The organism is Pseudoxanthobacter soli DSM 19599 (assembly GCF_900148505.1).
Classification (GTDB): Bacteria; Pseudomonadota; Alphaproteobacteria; order Rhizobiales; family Segnochrobactraceae; genus Pseudoxanthobacter; species Pseudoxanthobacter soli.
In genome coordinates this window covers 50,580-72,671 of sequence record NZ_FRXO01000013.1, presented here as the reverse complement: position 1 = coordinate 72,671, position 22,092 = coordinate 50,580, and the positions used below count along the sequence as shown (strand labels likewise).

The window sequence follows — 22,092 nt, the reverse complement described above, 5'->3', positions numbered from 1 at the left end:
CCATCGATTGCGGCACTCATGCCCATCTCAGGATGCCCGCGCCCGCGACGACCGCGGCCCCGAGCGGTATCCACAGCGCGGATTCCGGATCGGACACCATCAGCCATCCGATCTGGAGGAACGCCGCCACCATCAGCGCCATGAAGAAGCGGTCGCCGCGCGTCGTCGTCATCGGCAGGAAGCCGCGCCGCGGGATCGAGGGCGACACGATCTGCCAGATCGTCAGGCCCACGAGGCAGGCGGCGATGGTGCCGAAGAAGATGGCGGTCGGCACCGTCCAGGCCATCCATTCCAGGTCGATCGTCATGGCGGCCTCCTCACACCCGCCCGAGGGCGAAGCCCTTGGCGATGTAGTTGCGGACGAACCAGATCACGAGCATTCCCGGCACGATGGTCAGCGTTCCGGCCGCCGAGAGCAGGCCCCAGTCGAGGCCGGAGGCGGAGACGGTGCGCGTCATCGCCACCACGATCGGCTTGGCGTCGACCGAGGTGAGCGTGCGGGCGATCAGAAGTTCGATCCAGGAAAACATGAAGCAGAAGAACGCGGTGACGCCGATGCCGGAGCCGATCAGCGGCACGAACACGGTGGTAAAGAACCGCGGGAAGCTGTAGCCGTCGATATAGGCGGTCTCGTCGATCTCGCGCGGGATGCCGGACATGAAGCCTTCCAGGATCCACACCGCCAGCGGCACGTTGAACAGGCAGTGCGCCAGCGCCACGGCGAGATGGGTGTCGATCAGCCCGAAGGTCGAATAGAGCTGGAAGAACGGCAGCAGGAACACGGCCGGCGGCGCCATCCGGTTGGTGAACAGCCAGAAGAACACGTGCTTGTCGCCGATGAAGCGATAGCGCGAGAACGCATAGGCCGCCGGCAGCGCCACCGAGAGCGAGATGATCGTGTTGAGGCACACGAACACGATCGAGTTCCAGTAGCTCATGTACCAGCTCGGATCGGTGAAGATCGTGCGGTAGTTGGCGAGCGTCGGATTGCGCGGGAAGAACGAGAAGTCCGCGAGGATGTCCGGCGTCGACATGAACGACATCCGGATCAGCCAGTAGATCGGCAGCAGGCCGAACACGATGTAGAGCGCGAGCAGCGCGTTGCTGCTCAGGCTGCGGTCGTCGCGGCGGCGCATCCGGCGCGTGCGCGGGCGGGCAGCGGCGGCCGTCGTGTCGCGGGTGGCAGTCGCCGGGCCCGCCGAGGTGACCGCGCGGAGAGTGGCATCGCTCATTTTGCGCTCACCTGTTGCAGGACGGTATAGAAGATGTACGAGAACAGCAGGATCACGAGGAAGTAGAGCAGCGAGAACGCCGCCGCCGGGCCGAGATCGAACTGGCCAACCGCCATCTTCACGAGGTTGATCGAAAGGAACGTGGTGGAGCTGCCCGGACCGCCGCCGGTGACGACCATCGGCTCGGTGTAGATCATGAACGAGTCCATGAAGCGCAGCAGCACGGCGATGGTCAGCACGCCCGACATCTTGGGCAGCTCGATGTAGCGGAACACCGCCAGCCGCGAGGCGCCGTCGATGCGCGCCGCCTGATAATAGGCATCCGGGATCGAACGCAGGCCGGCGAAGGCGAGCAGCGCCACCAGCGGCGCCCAGTGCCAGACATCCATCACCACGATGGTGAACCAGGCGTCGAACACGTTGCTGGCATAGCTGAAGGGAATGCCGAGCGCCTCGATCGCCGCGCCCATCAGGCCGATATCGGTGCGCGCGAACACCTGCCAGATCATGCCGACCACGTTGAAGGGAATCAGCAGCGGCAGCGCGATCACCACGATCGCGAGCGACGAGGTCCATCCCCGCTTCGGCAGCAGCAGCGCGACGCCGACCCCGAGCGGGATCTCGATCAGGAGGATCAGCGCCGAGAACGCGAACTGGCGCACGAAGGCGTCGCGGATGTCGCCGTCCTCCAGCACCTGTCGGAACCACTCGGTGCCCACGAACACCCGGTTGCCGGGGCCGAAGATGTCCTGCACCGAATAGTTCACCACCGTCATCAGCGGCAGCACGGCGCTGAAGGCGACCAGCGCTACCACGGGCAGGATCAGGAGCCAGGCGCGATTGTCTTCTGTCTTGGTCGTCATGCGAGCGCTCCCACCAGCCGGTCGTCGGCGAACACGAGGGTGTGGTCGGGCGGCAGCACCAGCCCGGCATCGTCGGCGGGGATCGGCACGCCGTCTGCGACCTTCACCTTGACGAGGGCATCGCCCAGCCGCACGTCGACCACCGAGAACGGCCCGAGCCGCTCCACGTCCTCCACCCGCGCCGGCAGCGCGTCGCGGTCCATGCCGGGGGAAACGAGGCGCATCGCCCCGGGCCGCACGCCGAGCTGCAGGCTCGCGCGCTCCGGCAGCCGTTGGCCCATCCCCGAAGGCATCGCGAGGCTCTGGCCGCAGAAGGCCAGGCGGTCGCCCTCGATGCGCGCCGGCAGCAGGTTCATGCCCGGCGAGCCGATGAAGTAGCCGACGAAGCTGTGCTGCGGCCGCTCGTAGAGGTCTTCCGGAGGCCCGACCTGAACGACTTCGCCGTCATACATGATGACGATGGTGTCGGCGAAGGTCAGCGCCTCGTTCTGGTCGTGGGTGACGTAGATCATCGTCAGCTTCAGGTGCTCGTGCACGGCCTTCAGCTTGCGGCGCAGCTCGAACTTCACCTGCGGATCGATCACCGTCAGCGGCTCGTCGAACAGGATCGCCGCCACGTCGGGCCGCACCAGCCCGCGGCCGAGCGAGATGGTCTGCTTCTCGGCGGCGCTCAGGCTCGCGGCGCGCCGGTCGAGCAGCCGGCCGAGATCGAGCATCTCGGCGACGTCCTCCACGCGCCGCTTGGCCTCCGCCTCCGGCACGCGCCGGTTGCGCAGCGGAAAGGCGAGGTTCGCCCGCACCGTCATGGTGTCGTAGATCACCGGAAACTGGAACACCTGGGCGATGTTGCGCCGCTCGGTCGGCACGTCGGTCATGTCGACGCCGCCGAACAGGATGCGCCCCTCGCTCGGCTGCACCAGCCCGGAGATGATGTTGAGCATGGAGGTCTTGCCGCAGCCCGAGGGGCCGAGCAGCGCGTAGGCGCCGCCGTCGCGCCAGACGTGGTCGACCCGTTTCAGCGCCCAGTGGCTCGGCTCGCTGGGATAGGGGAAATAGGAGTGGCGGACGCCTTCGATGCGGATCTCGGCCATCAGTGCGCCTCGCGGCTGGCGGTGGGCGGAACGGCCACGAGGTGGCCGGCCGGTGCGAACAGGTAGAGCCGGTCGGGATCGATCGCGGCGATCACCGGCGTGCCCGGCGCGGTGGGGTGAACGCCGTGGCGCTCGGCGATCCACAGCGCGTTGCCGGCCTCGATGTGAACGAAGGTCTCCGAGCCGTTGACCTCGGCGAGGGTGACGGCGCCGGAGAGCGCGATGCCGGTCGGCGCGCCTTCGAGGCCGATGGCGAGCTGGCTCGGCCGCAGCCCGACGAAGGCCGGCCCCTCCGCCGCCTCAGCCATGTGCGCGGGGCGGGGAACGGTCACGCCGGCAAGGCTCAGCCGGTCGCCGTCGAGCCGCGCGGGCACGAGGTTCATCGGCGGATCGGAGAAGATCTCGGCGGCCTTCAGCGAGGCCGGCCGGCGATAGACCTCGATCGCCTCGCCTTCCTGGATGATGCGGCCCTCGTCCATCAGGATGGTGGTGCCGCCCATCTGCATCGCTTCCACCGGCTCCGTGGTGGTGTAGACCACAAGCCGGCCAGAGCGGCGGAAGATCGCCCGCAGTTCCGAACGCAGCTCCTCGCGCAGCTTGTAGTCGAGATTGACCAGCGGCTCGTCGAGCAACAGCACGTCGGCATCCTTGACCAGCGCGCGGGCGATGGCGACGCGCTGCTGCTGGCCGCCGGAAAGCGCGGCGGGCAGCCGGTCGAGCAGGTGGTCGATGTGGAGAAGCGCCGCCGTCTCGCGTACCCGCGCGTCGATGGCGGCCCGCGCGAGGCCCGCCCGGCGCAGCGGCGCGGCGATGTTCTCGAACACCGTGAACGAGGGATAGTTGACGAACTGCTGGTAGACGAACGCCACCTTTCGCTTGTTCAGGGGAATGGTGCGCGCGTCGCGGCCGTTCACCATCACGCGGCCGGCGCTCGGCCGGTCGAGGCCGGCGATGACGCGCAGCAGCGAGGTCTTGCCGGCGCCGGTGCGTCCCACCAGCACATGCAGGCGGCCCGGCGTCAGCGCGAGATTGATGTCGGCGAGATGGATCTCGCCGTCGAGGCGCCGTTCGACGCCCTCGATCAGGATCGACATGAGCCTTCTCCTTCAGGCGGCGACGAGCGCAGGCTGCGGCGCACGCCAGAGCGAGGACATCGCGGCGGTCGCGGTCTTGAAGCGGGCATATTTCTCCCGCAGCGCCGGGAAGCGGCGGGCCTGCGGCTCGAACCGGCGCGAGACGCGCACCATGCTGCCGATGGCGGTGCGGAAATCGGCGTGGATGCCGAGCCCGACCGAGGCGGTGATGGCGACGCCGAGCGCGCCGAGTTCGCTGCCCTCCGTCAGTTCCACCGGCAGTTCCAGCACGTCGGCGAAGATCTGCGCCCAGATCGTCGAACGCGCCGCGCCGCCGGCGAGGCGGATCGCCTGCGGATGGGCGGCATCGCGGCCGGACAGAAGCAGCTCGATATCCACCTTGTGGGCGAACGCGATGCCCTCGTAGATGGCGCGGACCACGTCGCCGAACTGGTGCCCGGCTGAAAGGCCGAGGAAGCCGGCGGGCGCGCCGTCCGGTCCGCCGAACAGGTAGGGCAGGAACAGGATGTCGTTCGGCCGTTCCAGGCTCTCGCCCACCGCTTCGTTGCAGATGTCGTAGATTGAGCGGCCGCCGGGATCGGGGCTTCGGCCGGCCGTCAGCACGGACTTGCAGAACCATTCGAGGTTGCCGGCGGAGGTCGCGGCGCCCTCGGTGGCGAGATAGAGCCCGTCGATCGGGTAGGGGCTCTGCAGGAACGGCAGGTGCTCCAGCCGGGGCGCCCGGTGCAGGGTCTGGTTGATGGAGAAGGTGCCGGCGACGACGGCGAGCCGGCTCGCCTCCGTGATGCCGGAGGCGATGGACGCTGCGGTGACGTCGACGAGGCCGCGCACCACCGGCGTGCCCACCAGCAATCCCGTTTCTTCCGCCGCGCGGGCGGTGACCCCGCCGACCACGGCCTCGGAGGGGCCAAGCGGCGGCAGCTTGTCGAGCCAGGCTTCGAGCCCGAGATCGCGCAGCACCTCCTTGGGGTAGCCGCGGGTGACGTTGTCCATCAGCCCGGAGATGCCGCCATCGGTCGGATCCGACGAAATGTCCCCGGTCAGCCGGCCGCGCAGGAAGTCCTTGCAGAACAGCACGGAGTGCGCGCGCGCCACCATCTCCGGCTCGTTCTCGGCGAGCCAGGCCATCAGCGTCATGGAGTGACCGCACCAAAGCCGCTGCTGGATGCGCGGGGAGTGCTGCGCAAAGCGGCCGTCCTTGCGCCAGCGCTCGACGAGGTTCGTGGCGCGGGTGTCGGTGGAAACGATGCCGGGCCGTACCGGATCGCCGGCGCGGTCGACCACGTAGAGCCCGGACCCGTAACCAGCGGTGGAAACCCCGGCGATCTCGCCAGGCGCCACGCCCGTCCGTTCCATGAGCAGGCGGACCGCACTCGCCGCCGCGCGCCACATCGCGTCCGGATCGCGCTCGGTGTGGCCGGGCGCGGGAAACAGCATCTGGTTCGGAAATCGTTCGCAGGCCCGTTCGCGTCCGTTCGTGTCGAACAGCGCGGCCTTGGTCATGGTGCCGCCGGCATCGATGCCGATGAGCCACTCCGCCATCTTGTCACCTCCCCGAGGGCGCGGGGAGCAAGCGGCACGCAAAGCGGGAGGTTTCCCGCCGCACGCCCACGGCCGGGATATCCGCTTCTTCGACGCTTCCTCCCGAGGGCTGCCGCTTTTGGCGCGGCTTTGAAACCCTGCGGCCCTAACTTGTTATTATATGTTGAATGTACAGCCCTTCCTCGGCGCGTCAACCCGAAAGTGTGGACTGGCCGAAAATGGCCTGAAGTGGAGGATTTCAGCGCAATTCTCGCTCTCCCGGTCAGCTGCCTTCTTAAGATCGATCCTAACTTGTAATCACAAGTGAATGATTTTAGGATGCGCCCGACCTGAACGAAGGCGGCCGGAGAGCCGCTCTGGAAACAAGTGATGAGGCCCACCATGAAGACCCGCGCCGAAGTGCTTCGCCGGCTTGCCGCTCTCGGCGCCGGCGATGGAACCGTGGACGTGCTGATCGTCGGCGGCGGCATCAACGGCGTCGGCATCCTGCGTGATCTGGCCGCCCAGGGCGTGCCGGCGCTTCTCGTCGAGCAGGAGGATTTCTCGGGGGGCACCAGCGCCGCGCCCTCGCGCCTCATCCATGGCGGGCTGCGCTATCTGGAAACCGGCGAGTTCGCGCTCGTCCGCGAATCGGTGGAGGAACGCAACCTGCTGCTGCGCAACGCCGCCCATGTGGTGAAGCCGCTGCGGGTCTGGGTGCCGGTGCAGGGCTGGTTCGGCGGGCTCGGTTCCGCGCTCGGCCGCGTGCTGCGCCTGGTGCGCACGCCCTCCCGCAAGGGCGCGGCGGTGGTGACGATGGGTCTCGTCGTCTACGACTGGTTCGGCAAGGTCGGGCGCTCGATGCCGACCCACCGCATCCTGTCGCGACGCGACGCGCTCGCCGAGGTGCCGTCGCTCAACCCGTCGACCACCGTGATCGGCGAGTTCTACGATGCCCGGATCACCCATCCCGAGCGCCTCGTCGTGGAGCTCGTCGCCGACGCGGAGGCCGATTGCCCGCAGGCGATGGCGGTGAACTACCTCTCCGTGAGCGGCTTCGCCGATGGCGCGGTGGTGCTGACCGACCGGATCGGCGGCGCCGAGTTCCGCGTCCGCCCGAAGGTCGTCGTCAACGCCGCCGGCCCCTGGGTCGACGGCGTCGACGGCGTGCTCGGCAGCCGAGACCGCCTGATGGGCGGCACCAAGGGCTCGCATCTCGTCATCCGCGCCCCCGGGCTCGTCGGCGAACTCGGCGACACCATGCTCTATTTCGAGACGCCCGATCACCGCATCTGCCTGATCTACCGGCTGTCGGGCGACCTGTTCCTGCTCGGCACCACCGACATCCGCACCGACGATCCGGCCGACCGGGTCTGTTCGGAGGCCGAGATCGCCTATCTCCTCGATGTCCTGCGCACCGCGCTGCCGGGCTTCCGGCCGAACCGCGAGGACATCGTGTTCCAGTATGCCGGCGTGCGTCCGCTGCCGGTGTCGAGCGCGGGGGCCACCGGCGCCATCAGCCGCGACCACAAGCTCCATGAACGCGAGCCGTCGGCCGGCCGCCCGTTCGCGCTCCTGACGCTGGTCGGCGGCAAGTGGACCACCTATCGCGCCTGCGCCGAGCAGATCGTCGACGTCGTGCTGAGGCGGCTGCATTACCCCCGCCGCGTCGATACCCGCACCCTGCCGGTCGGCGGCGGGCGCGATTTCCCGGCCGACGAGGCCGCCCTCGGCGCGTGGGTCCGGGCGCTCGCCGCCCGCCACGGCCTGCCCGACGCCCGTGTCCGCGACCTCGCCGGTCGTTACGGCAGCGGCGCGGAGGCGGTCGCGACGGCCATCGCCGCCGCGGTGACCGACCGTCCCATCGCCGGCGCGCCGACCTATTCCGCGGCGGAAATCGCCTGTCTCGCCCGGCAGGAGCGTGTCGAGCGACTCGGCGACATCGTTCTGCGCCGCACCCTGATGGCGTTCGAGGGGCTCGCCTGCCGGGAGACGCTCGCCGATCTCGCCGAGGTCGTCGGCGACGCGCTGCACTGGAGCGGCGAGCGGCGCGAGGCCGAACTTCAGGCCACCATGACCCTGATGGCGACCCGCCACGGCGTCGCGATGGACTGGGCGCGGGCGGCATAGGTCGCCGTCCGGTCGCTCCGGTTGGCCACCGGCTCCAGGGCGATGAGCCGGAACCCGCCCTTGGCTCGTCCCGCCGCCCGTGTCTGTTCCCGGCCGGCGGCGCGCTTGGGCTTGCGGTGGGCGCGGCGGACTGGCATTGCGATGAAAACCGCGCACGCCCGGCAGACCGCCCGGGATCGAAGAGGCAAGTGATGAAGAGGCAGGCCACCATCGGCCGCGACGAAAGCGCCGGCCGCAAGCCGGCGGGCCGTTCGGCGGCGGAAACGGCCGACGAGACCCCCGCCCCGGCCGGCGGACCGTCCCCGCTGTCCTCGCTGCCGCCGGCGCACATGCCGCTGTGGTCGCAGGTGAAGTCCGCGCTGATCGCCCGCATCCACGAGGAAGGCCTCGGCGAACACGCCAAACTCCCCTCCGAGCACGAGCTCTGCGCCGAGTTCGGCGTGTCGCGCACCGTCGTGCGCGAGGCCCTGAACCAGCTCGTCAACGAGCGGGTGATCTACAAGCTCCAGGGCAAGGGCGCCTTCGTCGCCAGCCAGCGCGAGGAGCAGGATTTCCTCGGCACCTCCGCCGGCTTCAGCGGCGAACTGCTCGGCAAGCAGAAGGTCATCGCCCGTCAGGTGCTGCGCCAGACCGTCACCGATCCCCACGAGCGCGCCCGGCATCTCCTCAAGCTCGCGGCTGGCCAGAAGGTGATCTCGCTCGACCGCGTGCTTCATGTCGACGGCATGCCGCGCATCATCGTGCGCACCCTGATCCCGGAGGCGCTGGCGCCGGGCCTCGATCAGGTCAACATGCAGAACCGCTCGCTCTACGACACCCTGCGCCGCCAGTACGGCATCGTCGTCAAGCGGGCCGACCGCTGGCTCGAGGCGTTGATGCCCACCCGCGAGGACGCCGCCCTGCTCGGCGCGCCGGTCGACCAGCCGGTGATCGGCATCGAATCCTGCGCCTACACCGCCTCCGGCGACCCTGTCGAATATTACACCGGCGTCTACCGCAGCGACCGCGCGCGCCTGCATTTCCGGGTCGGCTGATCGCCGCCGCTCACCATCGGCGTTTCGTCTGAATTAAACCTGTTTCCCCCGGATTGGCGAAACACGCGCTTGACGGCCGGTTTTTGGGCGTGGTCATAATTTGACCTGCTGGTGGGACGCGGGTGCGTCTGGAGGCGGGGGCCGATCTTGATCAGGAATGCTGCCGAAGCGCCGCCCGCGGGAAATCCCGAGGGGCCGCTTGTCAGGATCGCCGGGGTTTCCAAGACCTTCGGCAGCGGCGCGGGCACCGTCACCGCCCTCGGCAACGTCAGCCTCGATATCGGCCGCAACGAGTTCTTCACGCTGCTCGGTCCGTCCGGCTGCGGCAAGACCACGCTCCTGCGCCTGCTCGCCGGCTTCGAGCACCCGACCACCGGCGAAATCCGGCTCGATGGCGTCGACGTCGTCTCGCTCCCGCCGCACAGGCGGCCGATCAACACCGTGTTCCAGTCCTACGCGCTGTTCCCGCATATGACGGTGGCCGAGAATGTCGGTTTCGGGCTGGCGCGGCTCGGCAGGCCCGCGGACGAGATCCGCCGCCGCGTCGCCACCGTGCTCGGCCTCGTGCGCATGGATACGTTCGCCAACCGCCGCCCGGCCCAGCTTTCCGGCGGCCAGCAGCAGCGCGTCGCGCTCGCCCGCGCGCTCGCCCCGGCGCCGCGGCTGCTCCTGCTCGACGAGCCGCTGTCGGCCCTCGATCTCAAGCTGCGCCGCGAGATGCAGGGCGAGCTGAAGCGCCTCCAGCGCGAGACCGGGGTGACGTTCGTGCTCGTCACCCACGACCAGGAAGAAGCGCTCGCCATGTCCGACCGCATCGCGGTTATGCGGTCCGGCGCCGTGCTCCAGGTCGGCGGCCCGGAGGAAATCTACGCCCGGCCGCGCACGCGCTTCGTGGCGGATTTCATCGGCGAGGCCAATCTCATCCCGGCCGCGCTCGCCGCGACGGGCGGCAGCGGCGTCGTCGCGGTCCGCCCGGAGCGGGTGCGGCTTTCGACCGGAGGCCCCGGCCTCGCCGGCACGCTGCGGGCCGTCACGTTCCTCGGCTCCGACGTGCTCTACGAGATGACGCTTGCCGACGGCACGCCGGTCAAGGCGCGGCTGCGCGATCCCGTCGCTGGGCTGGAGGTCGGCGGGCCGGTCACCGTGACGTGGGATGCCCACGCCGCCCGCGCGGTCGAAGACGACGCGGTGGCATCATGACCCCGGGCCGCGCCGATCATACCCTGAGGATGGTCGCGCCGGCCCTCCTCATCATCCTCGTGTTCATGGTCGCGCCGATGCTGATCGCCGCGGCCTATTCCTTCCTCACCGCGGGGGCCTATGGCGGCGTGAAGCTGCCGTTCACCGCCGACGCCTATGTGCGCTTCCTGTTCGACCGCGATCTCGACGACAGCCTGCTGTTCGACGACACCTATCTCATCATCTTCGGCCGCTCGATCGTGCTCGCGGGGCTGACGACGGTGTTCTCGGTGCTGATCGGCCTGCCGCTCGCCTGGTACATGGTGTGCCGCACGCGCCCGGCGCGCGATCTCCTGGTGCTCGCCGTCACCATCCCGTTCTGGACCAACCTCCTGATCCGCACCTATTGCTGGGTGCTGATCCTGCGCGACCAGGGCCTTCTCAATGGCGGCCTCATCCGCCTCGGCCTGATCGAGACGCCGATCACCTTTCTCTATTCCAACGAGGCCATCCTGCTCGGGCTCGTCTATTCGTTCCTGCCGTTCATGGTGCTGCCGATCTATTCGACGCTGGAGAAGCTCGATCCGCGGCTGATCGAGGCGGCGCACGATCTCTATGCCGGCCGCTGGGCCGCGTTCCGCCATGTGGTGTGGCCGCTGGCGAAGCCCGGCATCGCGGCCGGCACGGCGCTCGTGTTCGTGCCCGCGCTCGGCGCCTTCCTCGCGCCGGATCTGCTCGGCGGCGGCAAGAAGCTGATGATCGGCAGCCTGATCCAGCTCCAGTTCTCGTCGTCGCGCAACTGGCCGTTCGGCGCCGCCGCCTCGATGATCCTGATGGCGTTCGTGCTGGCCGCGCTGGTGTGGAGCGCCCGCCGCCGCGGCGCGGGGGTGGCGTGATGGGCGCGGGGCAGGGGGCGAAGGGGTTCGACTGGCGCGCCACGCCCGGCCTCGGCGTGTTCGCCGTGCTCGTCATGGTGTTCCTCTACGCGCCGCTGGTGGTGCTGATCGTCTATGCCTTCAACGCCTCCAACCTGGCGATGACGTGGGGCGGCTTCAGCCTGCAATGGTTCGCCAAGGCGATCTCCAACGCCGATCTCCGCCGCGCGGCGATGAACAGCGTCATCGTCGCCGTGGCGGCCACGGTGGTGTCGACCGTGGTCGCGGTGCCCGCGGCGATCGCGCTCGAACGCGGCCGGCGCTTTCTCGGCCGCGGCGGGGCGGAGGCGCTGATCGCGCTGCCGCTGGTGGCGCCGGAGATCGTGACCGCGATCGCGACGCTGGTGTTCTTCTCCGCCATCGGGCTGCGCCTCGGCATCGCCAACGTCGCCATCGCCCACATCGTGTTCTGCATCCCGTTCGCGCTTCTGCCCATCCGCGCGCGGCTGCGCGACACCCCGCGCGACATCGAGGATGCCGCCCGCGATCTTTATGCCGGCGAATGGCAGGTCTTCCGCCGGGTCACGCTGCCGCTTCTGATGCCGGGCATCGTCTCGGGCGCGATGCTCGCTTTCATTGTGTCGCTCGACGATTTTCTGATCACGCTCATGGTCGCGGAGGCCGGATCGACGACACTGCCGGTCTATCTCTACGGAATGCTGCGCCTCGGGGTCACGCCGGAGGCCAATGCCGCCGCGACGCTCCTGCTCGCGGCCTCGGTCGCGGCCGTGGTGGCGGCCTTCCTGGTAATGCGGCGCGGCGCCAGGGTCGAAAAATGAGCGCCGGAACCGATTGCAACGAAAAAGCCAGAGGTTGAACGACGATGAAGCGCCTAGCCGCAGCTCTCCTGCTCTCCGCCCTGTGGGCGGCCTCCCCGGCCAAGGCCGAGGGCGACCTGTTCATCTACAACTGGACCGACTACACCGCGCCCGAACTGGTGGCGAAGTTCGAGAAGGACACCGGCATCAAGGTCACGGTGGATACCTACGATTCCAACGAGACGCTGCTCGCCAAGCTGAAGTCCGGTTCGGCCGGCTACGACATCGTCATCGTGTCGTCGGACTTCGTCGAGATCTTCGCCAAGGAAGGGCTGATCGCCAAGATCGATGCCCCCAAGATCGACGGTTACGCCAATCTCGACCCGCGCTGGACCAAGCCGGTTTGGGATCGCGAGAACGCCTACACCATTCCCTGGAACTGGGGCACCACCTCCTATTCCGTCAACACCGACGCCTACAAGGGCCCGGCCGACAGCCTGAAGCTCCTGTTCGAGCCGCCGGAGGAACTGAAGGGCAAGGTCGGCATGTTCTCCTCGCCGTCCGAGGTGATCAGCCTCGCCGAGCGCTATCTCGACATGGAGCCGTGCCAGACCGACACCGCCAACATGAAGAAGGTGCAGGACCTCCTGCTCGCCCAGGCGCCGTTCGTGAAGGTCTACAATTCCGACGGCATCATCGAGCGGCAGGCCACCGGCGAGACCGTGGTGCACCAGCAGTGGAATGGCGCGGCGATGCGCTCGCGCGAGCTGAACCCGGCCATCAAGTACGTCTATCCGAAGGAAGGCGTGGTCGGCTGGATGGATAACGTCGCCGTGCCCGCCACCGCGAAGAATCCCGAGAACGCGAAGAAGTTCCTGAGCTTCATCATGCAGCCGGAGAACATGGCGCTGCAGTCGAATTTCACCAAATATTCCAATGCCGTCATGGGCAGCGAGAAGTTCTTCGAGAAGTCCATGCAGGGCGCGCCCGAGCTGAACCCACCGGCCGATCTCAAGGTGGTGTTCACCCCGGCCTGTTCCGAGGCCGCCACCAAGCTGATGGATCGCGTCTGGACGCGCCTGAAGACCTGACGCGGCAAACGCCGGACGGCGCGATCGCGGCCGGGCGCTTCCGGCCGCGTCCTGCGCCCGGCCCCTGCCAACGCTTCCGGCGGCGCGGTTCGGGCCGCGCCGCCACCTTCGTCCCCATCGAAAGATGCCATCATGAAGACTGTCTACAGTCCGCTTCATCACGGCCATTCCGGCTATTTCGAATTCTGCAACGGCGCCTTCGTCCCGGGCTTCGAGAAGCCGGTCCGGGCCGAGTTCATCCGCTCCCGCATCGAGGAGGTCGGCCTCGGCCCCATCCTCGCGCCCGTCGCGCACGGCATCGGTCCGGCCCAGGGCGTCCACACCGCCGATTATCTCGCCTTCCTCGCCGATGCGTGGACCCTCTGGACCGCGATGGACCGCCATACCCCGGCGCTGCCGATGGTGTGGCCGATTCCGGGCCTGCGCGCCGACAAGCCGCCGAAATCCATCGACGGCCTGCTTGGCTTCTATTCGCTCGATACCGGCGCGCCGATCGTCGCCGGCACCTATCCGGCCGTCGTGGCGTCGCTGGAATCCGCCATCACCGCGGCCGACCTCGTGCGGAACGGCGAGCGGGCCGCGTTCGCGCTCTGCCGTCCGCCCGGCCATCATGCCGGCAGCCGCTTCATGGGCGGCTATTGCTACGTCAACAACGCCGCCGCCGCCGCCCAGCACTTCCGCGACAACGGCGCCGCGCGGGTGGCGATCCTCGATGTCGACTATCATCACGGCAACGGCACGCAGGAGATCTTCTATTCCCGCGCCGACGTCATGGTGGTGAACCTCCACGGCGATCCGCTGACCGAATATCCCTTCCTGCTCGGCCATGCCGACGAGCACGGCTCCGGGCCGGGCGAGGGCTTCAACGTCAATTATCCCATGCCCCACGGCACCGACTATGCGGTCTGGGGCGCGGCGCTCGACGATGCCTGCCGCAAGGTCGCCGCCTACAAGCCGGATGTCGTGGTCGTCTCCCTCGGGGTCGATACCTTCGAGAAGGACCCGATCAGCCATTTTCTCTTGAAGACGCCGGATTATCCGAAGATCGGCCGGCGCATCGCCGAACTCGGGCTGCCGACGCTGTTCGTGATGGAAGGCGGCTATGCGGTCGCCGAGATCGCGGTCAACGCGGTCGGCGTGCTCACCGGCTTCGAGGGCGAATGATGGCCCGTCCGGTCACCCTCGGCGTCGTGCAGTTCGCCTGCGTCGACGATATCGATGCCAACGTGGCCACGGCCGAGCGCCTCGTGCGCGAGGCCGCCGGCCGCGGCGCCAACGTGGTGCTGGTGCAGGAACTGTTCGAGGGACCCTATTTCTGTGCCGAGGAGAGCGCGGTGCATTTCGCCCGCGCCCGCCCGCTGGAGGGGCACCCGACCGTCGCCCGCTTCCGGGCGCTCGCCGCCGAACTCGGCATCGTGGTTCCGGTCAGCGTGTTCGAGCGCGCCAATCAGGCCTATTTCAACACCGCCGTCATGGTCGACGCGGATGGCTCCATCGCCGGCTTCTACCGCAAGTCCCACATTCCGGACGGGCCGGGCTACGAGGAGAAGTTCTATTTCAGCCCCGGCGACACCGGCTTCAAGGTGTTCGGGACGCGGTTCGGCCGCATCGGCCTCGCCATCTGCTGGGACCAGTGGTTTCCGGAAGCCGCGCGGGCGATGGCGCTCCAGGGCGCGGAGATGCTGCTCTATCCGACCGCCATCGGCTCGGAGCCGGCCGACGCCGGCCTCGATTCCCGCGACCACTGGCAGGTGACGATGCGCGGCCATGCCGGCGCCAACCTCATGCCGGTCGCGGCCGCCAACCGCGTCGGGGTGGAACGCGTCGCGAGCGGCACCGAGATCACCTTCTACGGCTCGTCCTTCATCGCCGACGCCTCCGGCGCGCTCGTCGCCGTCGCGGAGCGCGAAGGCGAAGCCGTCCTCACCGCCACCTTCGACCTCGACGCCGCCACCACCCGCCGCGCCGCCTGGGGCCTCTTCCGCGACCGCCGCCCAGAGCTTTACGGGGCGCTACGGGGGCTGGATGGGAGGGGGTGATCACATTGGGGGACAATCACCTGGGATTGCAGGCGATTATTTTAGATTGTTTTCTTCCGAAATAAGATGATCTTATCTGAGTTTTGAGACGACGTTGTATTCTCTAATTGGTGAGAAAATAGACTCATTAGAGGAGGGGTTAAGTATCTTCTCTTTTGTCGACGCTTGAATATTTTTTCTCGGTGACCTGATTCAATAGGTCCATTTGAAGAGATTCGCTCGGAACTTTAAGATCGGCTACATTAATCACGTGCAGCCCAACCCTCTTCGCAAAGGAGGACAGATTGATGTCGTCACTATAAATGGCCGAGGCTGAGTTGACCTTCGCTATGGCGACAATTTGCCTGTCGTATTTGATTTTTGCCCATGTGGCGGCACTGCCGTCTTTCTTGTCTCCGTGGTCAATGGCTGACCGCGTCATTTCCGCGACTTCTATGGCAGCTCGTTCGTCAAATGACTCGATTTTGAACCAGCCGGATTTCTTGAGTCGCGCAAGATAGGCTTCACCAGCGACTGCACCGGCCCGAACAAGTGCTTCGCTCAACGCTGGAGTCGGGATGATGATTTTGACCTTGCGTTTGGAAAGGTCGGCAACCAGCCCGTCAATTCGTTCTTTCGCAAAGGAAACAGGATTCCCGTTCGAATCCCGTGGTGCGCTCGCATCCGGCGCGAGCAGCAACAGCAAAGTAGTCGCATCGAAGACGACCATTAGTGGACCTCGTCGTCTCCTCGCAGTTCCTGGAGCTCATCCCACGTGTCTCTGGTCCATTCAGCGCCGCGTATGGCCCGAAGTTCGCTGACCACACGATCCAAAGGCGTGGTGTCCAGAGGCTCGAAACTTTGGATCTCGAACACTTTCAAAGACCAGCTTCCATGCTCGTCCCGAGTCCAGGTTCCGACGCCGGCAAAGCGAAGGTCCGCGCCGAAAATGTGCTGGCCCAAGTGTTTCGCAATATCGCGGCTGGTAGAGCAGCGGTGGATGGTGTCGCCATCCTGAACTCTGACAGGCACCGTATTGTCCCTGCCACCAAGACTTATAACGACGCCGTCGATCGTTCCTGGTTGCTTGATCGGCGCAATAACGCGAGATTCCGGCGGGTACCTTCCGGAGAACTCAAGCAGCTCTCCACCTTGATTATCATCGAACAGGCCGCCAACGGCATTGTCGTCCTTGAGACGCTTATTGATGGATCGAAAAGCATCCATGTAAACGACGTCTGCGATGCCCTGGCGGACACGATCCACACGGCTCAAGACAGTTGGATAGGCTTCATAATCGACCTTATGGACGATCTCGGTGCTGCCTTCCTTCAACTCCACAAAATGCACGGCGCTTTGCTCGCCAAGCATCGCCGCCAGGTCGCTCATATATTGAGCGAGGCGTTCCATCGGGATGGTATCTGGCGTGTAGGCGCCGATCTTGAAGCGCAGTTTCAGCTTTTCGTCCATCTGCCTGAACCTGACCGGTGCGAACCTTGCGTTCGTGCCGCGATTGAGTTCGGATCGTTCGATCTTTGCCCGCAAAGCCGTTCAAAAATGGGTCGAACCGCACAAATCTGTGCAGCTATCGGCTGTAATGATGATCATAGCGGATTTCGAACGCCGCTGCAGGGCAGTAAGGCCCGTTATTTCCAACGTTCGGAACAGCCATTCGCTTCGTCGTGCTTGAGTACGAGCCCTTGAGTGTCTGCCCCCAAAAATTCCCCACCCCCTTGCAACGTTTTCCCGCGATCGGGCGTATAAGCATCCGACACGACGCACGAAGGTGCGGGCCGCCGGCCCGCCCGCTCCGGACGCGCCGGCGCCTCCCGAAGCCTTGATGTCCCGGCGTCCGTGAAATCCGCCCCGACGTCCGAAGCCGGCCCGATCCGATCCTCCGATGTCCCTGTCACGCAAGTCCGGAAAGACGGTCCGCTGGGTTGTGCTCGCGACCGTGATGCTGTCGATGTCCATGGTGGCGTTCGAGGCCACCATCGTCGCGACCGCGATGCCCCAGATCGTCGCCGATCTCGGCGGCCTGTCGCTCTACAGCTGGGTGTTCTCCTCCTATCTCCTCACCCAGACCGCGCTGACGGTGGTGTTCGGCAAGCTCGCCGATCTCTTTGGCCGCAAGCCGGTGGTGGTCACGGGCATCGCCATCTTCCTCCTTGGCTCGGTGCTGGCCGGGTTCGCGTGGTCGATGGTGTCGCTGGTGGCGTTCCGCCTGATCCAGGGCATCGGCGCCGGCGCGCTCCAGCCGGCGGCGATGACGGTGATCGCCGACCTCTATCCCGTCCGCGAGCGCGGCAAGATTCAGGGCTGGCTCGCCAGCGTCTGGGCGGTGTCGGCGGTGATCGGGCCACTGCTCGGCGGCATCATCGTCCACAATATGAACTGGGCGTGGATCTTCTGGATCAACGTGCCCATCGGCATCGCCGCGGTGCTGGGCTACACCCTGTTCCTGCACGAGGAGGTCGCGCTGAAACGCGGCTCGGTCGATCTCGCCGGCGCCATTCTCGCCGCGCTGTCCATCGGCGCGCTGATGCTGCTGTTGACGGAAGCGAGCAGCGCCGGCCTCGGCTTCGAACTCGGCGCGGCGGCGGTGTGCGTCGTCGCCTCCGTGCTGTTCGTGATGCAGGAGCGCCGGGCGCGCGACCCGATGATCTCGTTCGAGCTGTGGCGCTACCGCCCGCTCGCCTCGGCCAACGCGCTGACGCTGCTCGCCAACATGGCGCTGATGGGCCTCACCACCTTCCTGCCGATCTACGTGCAGGGCGTGCTCGGCCAATCCGCTCTCGTCGCCGGCTTCGCGCTGACCGCGGTGATGATCGGCTGGCCGGCCGGCGCCACCATCGCGGCGCGGATCAACCATCGCATCAGCGCGCGCCGGCTGACGCTGATCGGCAGCGTGCTGTTGCCCGCCGGCGCCGCCGTCTTCGTGCTGATGGGCGCCGGCAGTTCGGCGAAGCTCGCCGGCCTCGCCTCCATGGTCATGGGCTTCGGGATGGGCCTCATCAGCGTCACGTCGCTGCTTTTGATCCAGGGCAGCGTCGAGGCCCACGAGCGCGGCGCCGGCACCGCCTCCAACATGTTCGCCCGCAATCTCGGCAGCACGCTCGGCGCGGCGGTGCTGGGGGCGATCCTCAATTTCGGGCTGCTCAGGGATCCGAGCGGCGTCAAGGCGGACCAGCTTCGCGACCTGCTCGCCGGCACCGGCGCCTTGACGGTCACCGACGATACGGTGCGCGCGGCGCTCGGCCACGCCGTTCACCTCACCTTCGTGGCGATGTTCGTGATGACGCTCGGCTGCATCTTCATCGCGCTGTTCATCCCGCGCGCGCAGGCGGTGCGCCGCTCCGCCCCGTCCGCCGAGCTGCCCGCCCGCGAGGAGCGCGACCGCGGCGCGGCGTGAACCGGCCGGCCCGGCCCTCCGACACGGGCCGGTCAGAACTCCTCGCGCCGCACCAGGAAGTTCTCGGCCGTCATGTCCTGCATCATCAGGCCGAGATCGGCGGGATCGCGCAGCTCGATATCGACCGAGACCGCGCTTTCCTTGGCGCGGCTGGTGGCGGCGAAGCGCTCGTGGCGCAGCTCGTAGATGTTGCCGCCGTGGGCGGCGACGATGGTGGTGAGGCGGGCGAGCGAGCCCGGATTGTCCGGCAGCTCGGCGCGGATGCGCACCATCCGGCCGACGCGCGTCAGGTGGCGCTGCAGCACGGTCACGAGCACGCGGGTATCGATGTTGCCGCCGGAAAGGATCACGCCGACCGTGCGGCCGGCGAACAGTTCTGGCCGGGCCGTCATCGCCGCGATGCCGGCGGCGCCGGCGCCCTCGCACAGGGTCTTCTCCACGCCCAGCAGCAATGCCACGGCTTCCTCGATGGCATCCTCGCCCACGACCGCGATGTGGTCGACATGGGAGGCCACGATCCGCCGGGTGATCTGCCCGGGATCGCTGACCGCGATGCCCTCGGCGACCGACGAGCCGGAGGCCGCCGCGCCGTCGAACTGCCCGGCGGCGCGCGCCATGCCGGGAAAGATCGCCGATTGCACGCCGACGATGCGGATGTCGGGCTTCAGGGCGCGGGCGACCAGCGCCGCGCCGGCTATCAGCCCGCCGCCGCCGATGGGAATGGCCAGCGTGTCGATCGCGGGTTCCGCCTCCAGCATCTCCAGCGTCGCGGTGCCCTGGCCGGCGATCACGGCCGGGTCGTCGAACGGGTGCACCACGGTCAGGCCCTCGGCCTCGGCGCGGCGGTGCATCTCGGCGGCGGCCTCGGCGAAGGTGGCGCCGTGCAGGATCACGCGGGCGCCGTGCTCGCGCACGCGCTCCACCTTCACGTTCGGCGTCGTCAGCGGCATCACGATGGTGGCGGCGACGCCGGTGCGGGCGGCGTGGTAGGCGACGCCCTGGGCGTGGTTGCCGGCCGAGGCGGCGATCACGCCCCGGCTGCGCTCGTCCGCCGACAGCGTCAGAAGCTTGTTGAGCGCGCCGCGCTCCTTGAACGAGGCGGTGAACTGCAGGTTCTCGAACTTCAGCCACACCGTGGCGCCGAGCACCTTCGACAGCGTCCGCGATTGCAGGAACGGCGTTCGGGCGATCGAGCCCTCGATGCGGGCGGCGGCGGCGCGCACGTCGTCGAGGGTCGGCAGCGGCTCAGGCGGTCTTGCGGTGTGGTTCACGGAAAAGTCCTGTCACCCGGAAGCGGGACCGGTCGTCCCGGTCCGCCGCAGCATAGCGCCGCCAGGCCGATTTCTCCGCTGCGAATGCGCCTGCCGGTCGCCATGGCGGCGGGGAGGGGAAACCAGGCCGGCAACGCCGCGTGGCCTCACGCGGCATCGCCGGCAGGTGTCGCTCAGCCCACGGTCTCGTTCAGCGCCAGCACGGCGTGGCAGGCTTCGGCGAGTTCGCGGCCCTTCACCCGGAAGTGCTCGCGGAAGAACGTGCGGTGTTCCTCGTGCTCGTGGAAGCGGATCGGCGTCAGCACGGCGGAAAGCACCGGCACGCCGGTATCGAGCTGCACGCGCATCAGCCCGTCGATCACCGCGGTCGAGACGAATTCGTGGCGGTAGATGCCGCCATCGACGACGAAGCCGGACGCGGCGATGGCGCCGTAGCGGCCGGTCTTCGCGAGCCGCTGGGCCTGCAGCGGGATTTCGAACACGCCCGGCACCTCGACGATGTCGACGAGGTCCGCGGCGAGGCCCTTTTCCGCCAGCCCGTCGAGGAAGCCCTCGCGGGCGCGGTCGACGATGTCGCGATGCCAGCAGGCCTGCACGAAGGCGACGCGCTGCAGCGGAGAGGAGGTGGTGCGGCGGGTATCGAGTATCTGATTCATGGATGTCTCCAATGACAAGACCAGAATCAGGGCCGTCAAAAACCGGCTTTCACCCGCGTCGTGCGACGCCGGTGGCCGGTATCCGACATTCTCTTCCATCCGGACTGTGACCGTCGGCTCCGGGATCGCACCGGATCTGCTGACCTTCCCCGCCGGGAGAGCGGGGAAGCGCTCGCGGGCTCGGCCTCTCGGCCATCACCGCCGGTGGGGACTTTCACCCCGCCCTGAGAATTCACCGGGGCGCAAGCCCCAGCCTTCCGGATCTAGCAAGCGCGCTGCGCTGCCGCAAGCTCCCGCAGGCGCCAATCTCTCGCAAGTGCGAAGAAATGCGGATCAGCTCCGCGAACGGGCCACGGCCCGCCGCCATCGGGCGCGCTTGTCCTCCCGCGCCTCCGGTCCGAGGCGCGGCTCGAACAGCGTCGCGCCCCGGTCGAAATCCGCGAGCGCCTGCCGGTCGAACACGCCCGCCGTGAGCCCGGCGAGATGGGCGACGCCGAGGGCGGAAAGTTCCTCCGTGCCGGAACGGGCGACCGTGACCCCCGTCATGTCGGCCTCGAACCCCATCAGCTGGGCGTTGCGCGTCGGCCCGCCGTCGACGTGGAGCCGCTCGACGCTCACCCCGCTCGCCCGCACGGAATCGAGCACGTCGGCGATCTGGTGCGCGAGCGAATCGAGCGCCGCCCGCGCCACCGCGGCGCGACTGCCGCCGAGGTCCATGCCGGAAAGCGTGGCGACCGCACCCGCATCCCACCACGGCGCGCCAAGCCCGTTGAAGCCCGGCACGAGGTGCACATTGCCGGCATCCTCCACCGTCGCGGCGAGCTCGGCCAGCCCGGCGGCGTCGATGCCGAGCAGGTCCGCCGCCCACAGCAGCGTCGAGCCGAACGAGCGCACATTGCCCTCGAAGGCGAGCACCGGCTCGTCCAGCCACCATGCCACCGTCACGCACAGGCCGGGGTCGAGCGTCGCGCCGTCCCGCGTCGCCGCCCGGTCCATAAGGCCCATGATCGACGAGCCCGTGCCGTGGGTCGCCTTCACCGGGCCGGGCGCGAAGGCGCCATGGGCGAACAGCGCCGCGTGGCTGTCGGCCATCACCGCGTGCAGGGGAACGCCGTCGGGCAGCGGGGCAAGGCCGCGCACGGTGGGAAACGGCCCGACGGAGGGGCGGATGTCCGGAAGCGCGGCGCGCGGAATGCCGAGCAGCTCCAGAAGTTCCGGCGCATAATCCGCCCGCACGACGTCGACGAGCTGCGTGCGCGAGGCGTTGCCCGCCTCCACCACCGGCTCGCCGCCGAACCGCGACATCAGGAAGCTGTCGATGGTGCCCACCACCAGCGCCCCGGCTCGCGCCTTCGCGCGCTCCGGGTCGATGCGGTCGAGCAGCCACGCCGCCTTCGCGGCCGAGAACATCGGGTCGAGCGGCAGGCCGCTGATCCGCCGCACGGTGTCGCCGTGGCCGGCGGCGCGCAGCCGCGCGCACAAGGGCTCGGTCCGCTGGTCCTGCCACGAGAGCACCGGCGTCAGGGCCTCGCCGGTGTGGCGGTCCCAGATCACGCAGCTTTCGCGCTGGGTCGAAAGCCCGACCGACACCACATCGCCCGCCCGGTCCTCCGGCACCGCGGCGGCCACGGCCCGGCGCACGCTGTCCCAGATCTCCGCCGGGTCCTGCTGCACCCAGCCCGGTTCCGGGGTGGACTGGCCGACCGGCGCCTGTCCCCGCCCCACGATCCGCCCGCCGTCGTCGACGAGCAGGCACTTGGTGGAACTGGACCCCTGGTCGATGGCGAGCAACAGCGGGCGGCCCATG

The 22,092-nt window shown here is 68.1% G+C and carries 20 protein-coding genes and 1 riboswitch; of the genes, 9 read left to right on the top strand and 11 right to left on the bottom strand.

Going from position 1 to position 22,092, the window contains the following annotated elements; translation table 11 throughout:
* Positions 1–16 precede the first annotated feature (16 nt).
* From BUF17_RS20235 to BUF17_RS20210, 6 genes are all read right to left on the bottom strand, one after another.
* Positions 17–307 (bottom strand): DUF2160 domain-containing protein, encoded by a 291-nt coding sequence (locus tag BUF17_RS20235; protein ID WP_210215483.1) that lies wholly within the window; start codon positions 305–307, stop codon positions 17–19.
* A gap of 10 nt (positions 308–317) precedes the next feature.
* Positions 318–1,136, bottom strand: a complete 819-nt coding sequence (locus BUF17_RS20230; protein ID WP_073632221.1) for a carbohydrate ABC transporter permease — start codon at positions 1,134–1,136, stop codon at positions 318–320.
* 92 nt (positions 1,137–1,228) lie between these two features.
* On the bottom strand, positions 1,229–2,095 hold the full coding sequence (locus tag BUF17_RS20225) for a carbohydrate ABC transporter permease (RefSeq protein WP_073632142.1): 867 nt from the start codon (positions 2,093–2,095) through the stop codon (positions 1,229–1,231).
* Entirely contained in the window at positions 2,092–3,186 is a 1,095-nt protein-coding gene (locus BUF17_RS20220) for an ABC transporter ATP-binding protein (protein ID WP_073632140.1), read from the bottom strand. The genes BUF17_RS20225 and BUF17_RS20220 overlap by 4 nt, the downstream gene beginning before the upstream one ends.
* The gene (locus BUF17_RS20215) at positions 3,186–4,280 is read right to left on the bottom strand and encodes an ABC transporter ATP-binding protein (RefSeq protein ID WP_073632138.1); all 1,095 of its coding nucleotides are present in this window, start codon (positions 4,278–4,280) and stop codon (positions 3,186–3,188) included. Before BUF17_RS20215 ends, BUF17_RS20220 begins: the two co-directional genes overlap by 1 nt.
* A gap of 12 nt (positions 4,281–4,292) precedes the next feature.
* A complete protein-coding gene (locus BUF17_RS20210; protein WP_073632136.1) occupies positions 4,293–5,822 on the bottom strand; it encodes an FGGY-family carbohydrate kinase in 1,530 nt (509 codons plus the stop codon).
* Between the two features lie 369 nt (positions 5,823–6,191).
* Here BUF17_RS20210 and BUF17_RS20205 point away from each other — a divergent pair, with 369 nt between their 5' ends.
* The 8 genes from BUF17_RS20205 (at position 6,192) to aguB (ending at position 14,967) form a co-directional block, all read left to right on the top strand.
* Positions 6,192–7,931 carry a glycerol-3-phosphate dehydrogenase/oxidase gene (locus tag BUF17_RS20205; RefSeq protein WP_210215482.1) on the top strand — a complete coding sequence of 580 codons (1,740 nt, stop codon included), beginning with the start codon at positions 6,192–6,194 and terminating at the stop codon, positions 7,929–7,931.
* 191 nt (positions 7,932–8,122) lie between these two features.
* A complete protein-coding gene (locus BUF17_RS20200; protein WP_084565016.1) occupies positions 8,123–8,965 on the top strand; it encodes a GntR family transcriptional regulator in 843 nt (280 codons plus the stop codon).
* Positions 8,966–9,112: 147 nt separating this feature from the next.
* A complete protein-coding gene (locus BUF17_RS20195; RefSeq protein ID WP_428977667.1) occupies positions 9,113–10,165 on the top strand; it encodes an ABC transporter ATP-binding protein in 1,053 nt (350 codons plus the stop codon).
* Positions 10,162–11,040, top strand: coding sequence for an ABC transporter permease (locus BUF17_RS20190; protein ID WP_073632132.1), 879 nt, complete (start codon positions 10,162–10,164; stop codon positions 11,038–11,040). Before BUF17_RS20195 ends, BUF17_RS20190 begins: the two co-directional genes overlap by 4 nt.
* Positions 11,040–11,858 carry an ABC transporter permease gene (locus BUF17_RS20185; protein ID WP_073632216.1) on the top strand — a complete coding sequence of 273 codons (819 nt, stop codon included), beginning with the start codon at positions 11,040–11,042 and terminating at the stop codon, positions 11,856–11,858. The genes BUF17_RS20190 and BUF17_RS20185 overlap by 1 nt, the downstream gene beginning before the upstream one ends.
* A gap of 44 nt (positions 11,859–11,902) precedes the next feature.
* Positions 11,903–12,928 carry an ABC transporter substrate-binding protein gene (locus BUF17_RS20180; protein ID WP_073632129.1) on the top strand — a complete coding sequence of 342 codons (1,026 nt, stop codon included), beginning with the start codon at positions 11,903–11,905 and terminating at the stop codon, positions 12,926–12,928.
* A gap of 132 nt (positions 12,929–13,060) precedes the next feature.
* Positions 13,061–14,092, top strand: coding sequence for a histone deacetylase family protein (locus BUF17_RS20175; RefSeq protein ID WP_073632126.1), 1,032 nt, complete (start codon positions 13,061–13,063; stop codon positions 14,090–14,092).
* Positions 14,089–14,967, top strand: coding sequence for an N-carbamoylputrescine amidase (gene aguB, locus BUF17_RS20170; RefSeq protein WP_428977666.1), 879 nt, complete (start codon positions 14,089–14,091; stop codon positions 14,965–14,967). The genes BUF17_RS20175 and aguB overlap by 4 nt, the downstream gene beginning before the upstream one ends.
* Positions 14,968–15,106: 139 nt before the next feature.
* On the opposite strand, the gene BUF17_RS22765 is transcribed toward aguB, so the two are convergent.
* Both BUF17_RS22765 and BUF17_RS20165 read right to left on the bottom strand, forming a co-directional pair.
* Entirely contained in the window at positions 15,107–15,676 is a 570-nt protein-coding gene (locus tag BUF17_RS22765; RefSeq protein ID WP_139282622.1) for a hypothetical protein, read from the bottom strand.
* On the bottom strand, positions 15,676–16,416 hold the full coding sequence (locus tag BUF17_RS20165; RefSeq protein ID WP_073632122.1) for a hypothetical protein: 741 nt from the start codon (positions 16,414–16,416) through the stop codon (positions 15,676–15,678). Before BUF17_RS20165 ends, BUF17_RS22765 begins: the two co-directional genes overlap by 1 nt.
* A gap of 430 nt (positions 16,417–16,846) precedes the next feature.
* Here BUF17_RS20165 and BUF17_RS20160 point away from each other — a divergent pair, with 430 nt between their 5' ends.
* Complete coding sequence (locus tag BUF17_RS20160) at positions 16,847–18,358, top strand: MDR family MFS transporter (protein WP_073632120.1); 1,512 nt, start codon at positions 16,847–16,849, stop codon at positions 18,356–18,358.
* Positions 18,359–18,390: 32 nt separating this feature from the next.
* On the opposite strand, the gene BUF17_RS20155 is transcribed toward BUF17_RS20160, so the two are convergent.
* From BUF17_RS20155 to BUF17_RS20145, 3 genes are all read right to left on the bottom strand, one after another.
* Complete coding sequence (locus BUF17_RS20155; RefSeq protein WP_073632118.1) at positions 18,391–19,629, bottom strand: threonine ammonia-lyase; 1,239 nt, start codon at positions 19,627–19,629, stop codon at positions 18,391–18,393.
* Positions 19,630–19,802: 173 nt separating this feature from the next.
* Positions 19,803–20,285, bottom strand: a complete 483-nt coding sequence (locus tag BUF17_RS20150; protein WP_073632116.1) for a 6,7-dimethyl-8-ribityllumazine synthase — start codon at positions 20,283–20,285, stop codon at positions 19,803–19,805.
* An 83-nt stretch (positions 20,286–20,368) separates the two neighbouring features.
* Positions 20,369–20,521: riboswitch (FMN riboswitch) on the bottom strand.
* Between the two features lie 97 nt (positions 20,522–20,618).
* Positions 20,619–22,091, bottom strand: a complete 1,473-nt coding sequence (locus BUF17_RS20145; RefSeq protein ID WP_073632114.1) for an FGGY family carbohydrate kinase — start codon at positions 22,089–22,091, stop codon at positions 20,619–20,621.
* Position 22,092: the final 1 nt, after the last annotated feature.

Excerpts from the sequence above, each read along its gene's own strand:
- BUF17_RS20235 (WP_210215483.1), bottom strand. The coding sequence starts at position 307 with ATGACGATCGACCTGGAATGGATGGCCTGGACGGTGCCGACCGCCATC.
- BUF17_RS20230 (WP_073632221.1), bottom strand. The coding sequence starts at position 1,136 with ATGCGCCGCCGCGACGACCGCAGCCTGAGCAGCAACGCGCTGCTCGCG.
- BUF17_RS20225 (WP_073632142.1), bottom strand. The coding sequence starts at position 2,095 with ATGACGACCAAGACAGAAGACAATCGCGCCTGGCTCCTGATCCTGCCC.
- BUF17_RS20220 (WP_073632140.1), bottom strand. The coding sequence starts at position 3,186 with ATGGCCGAGATCCGCATCGAAGGCGTCCGCCACTCCTATTTCCCCTAT.
- BUF17_RS20215 (WP_073632138.1), bottom strand. The coding sequence starts at position 4,280 with ATGTCGATCCTGATCGAGGGCGTCGAACGGCGCCTCGACGGCGAGATC.
- BUF17_RS20210 (WP_073632136.1), bottom strand. The coding sequence starts at position 5,822 with ATGGCGGAGTGGCTCATCGGCATCGATGCCGGCGGCACCATGACCAAG.
- BUF17_RS20205 (WP_210215482.1), top strand. The coding sequence starts at position 6,192 with ATGAGGCCCACCATGAAGACCCGCGCCGAAGTGCTTCGCCGGCTTGCC.
- BUF17_RS20200 (WP_084565016.1), top strand. The coding sequence starts at position 8,123 with ATGAAGAGGCAGGCCACCATCGGCCGCGACGAAAGCGCCGGCCGCAAG.
- BUF17_RS20190 (WP_073632132.1), top strand. The coding sequence starts at position 10,162 with ATGACCCCGGGCCGCGCCGATCATACCCTGAGGATGGTCGCGCCGGCC.
- BUF17_RS20185 (WP_073632216.1), top strand. The coding sequence starts at position 11,040 with ATGGGCGCGGGGCAGGGGGCGAAGGGGTTCGACTGGCGCGCCACGCCC.
- BUF17_RS20180 (WP_073632129.1), top strand. The coding sequence starts at position 11,903 with ATGAAGCGCCTAGCCGCAGCTCTCCTGCTCTCCGCCCTGTGGGCGGCC.
- BUF17_RS20175 (WP_073632126.1), top strand. The coding sequence starts at position 13,061 with ATGAAGACTGTCTACAGTCCGCTTCATCACGGCCATTCCGGCTATTTC.
- aguB (WP_428977666.1), top strand. The coding sequence starts at position 14,089 with ATGATGGCCCGTCCGGTCACCCTCGGCGTCGTGCAGTTCGCCTGCGTC.
- BUF17_RS22765 (WP_139282622.1), bottom strand. The coding sequence starts at position 15,676 with ATGGTCGTCTTCGATGCGACTACTTTGCTGTTGCTGCTCGCGCCGGAT.
- BUF17_RS20165 (WP_073632122.1), bottom strand. The coding sequence starts at position 16,416 with ATGGACGAAAAGCTGAAACTGCGCTTCAAGATCGGCGCCTACACGCCA.
- BUF17_RS20160 (WP_073632120.1), top strand. The coding sequence starts at position 16,847 with ATGTCCCTGTCACGCAAGTCCGGAAAGACGGTCCGCTGGGTTGTGCTC.
- BUF17_RS20150 (WP_073632116.1), bottom strand. The coding sequence starts at position 20,285 with ATGAATCAGATACTCGATACCCGCCGCACCACCTCCTCTCCGCTGCAG.
- BUF17_RS20145 (WP_073632114.1), bottom strand. The coding sequence starts at position 22,091 with ATGGGCCGCCCGCTGTTGCTCGCCATCGACCAGGGGTCCAGTTCCACC.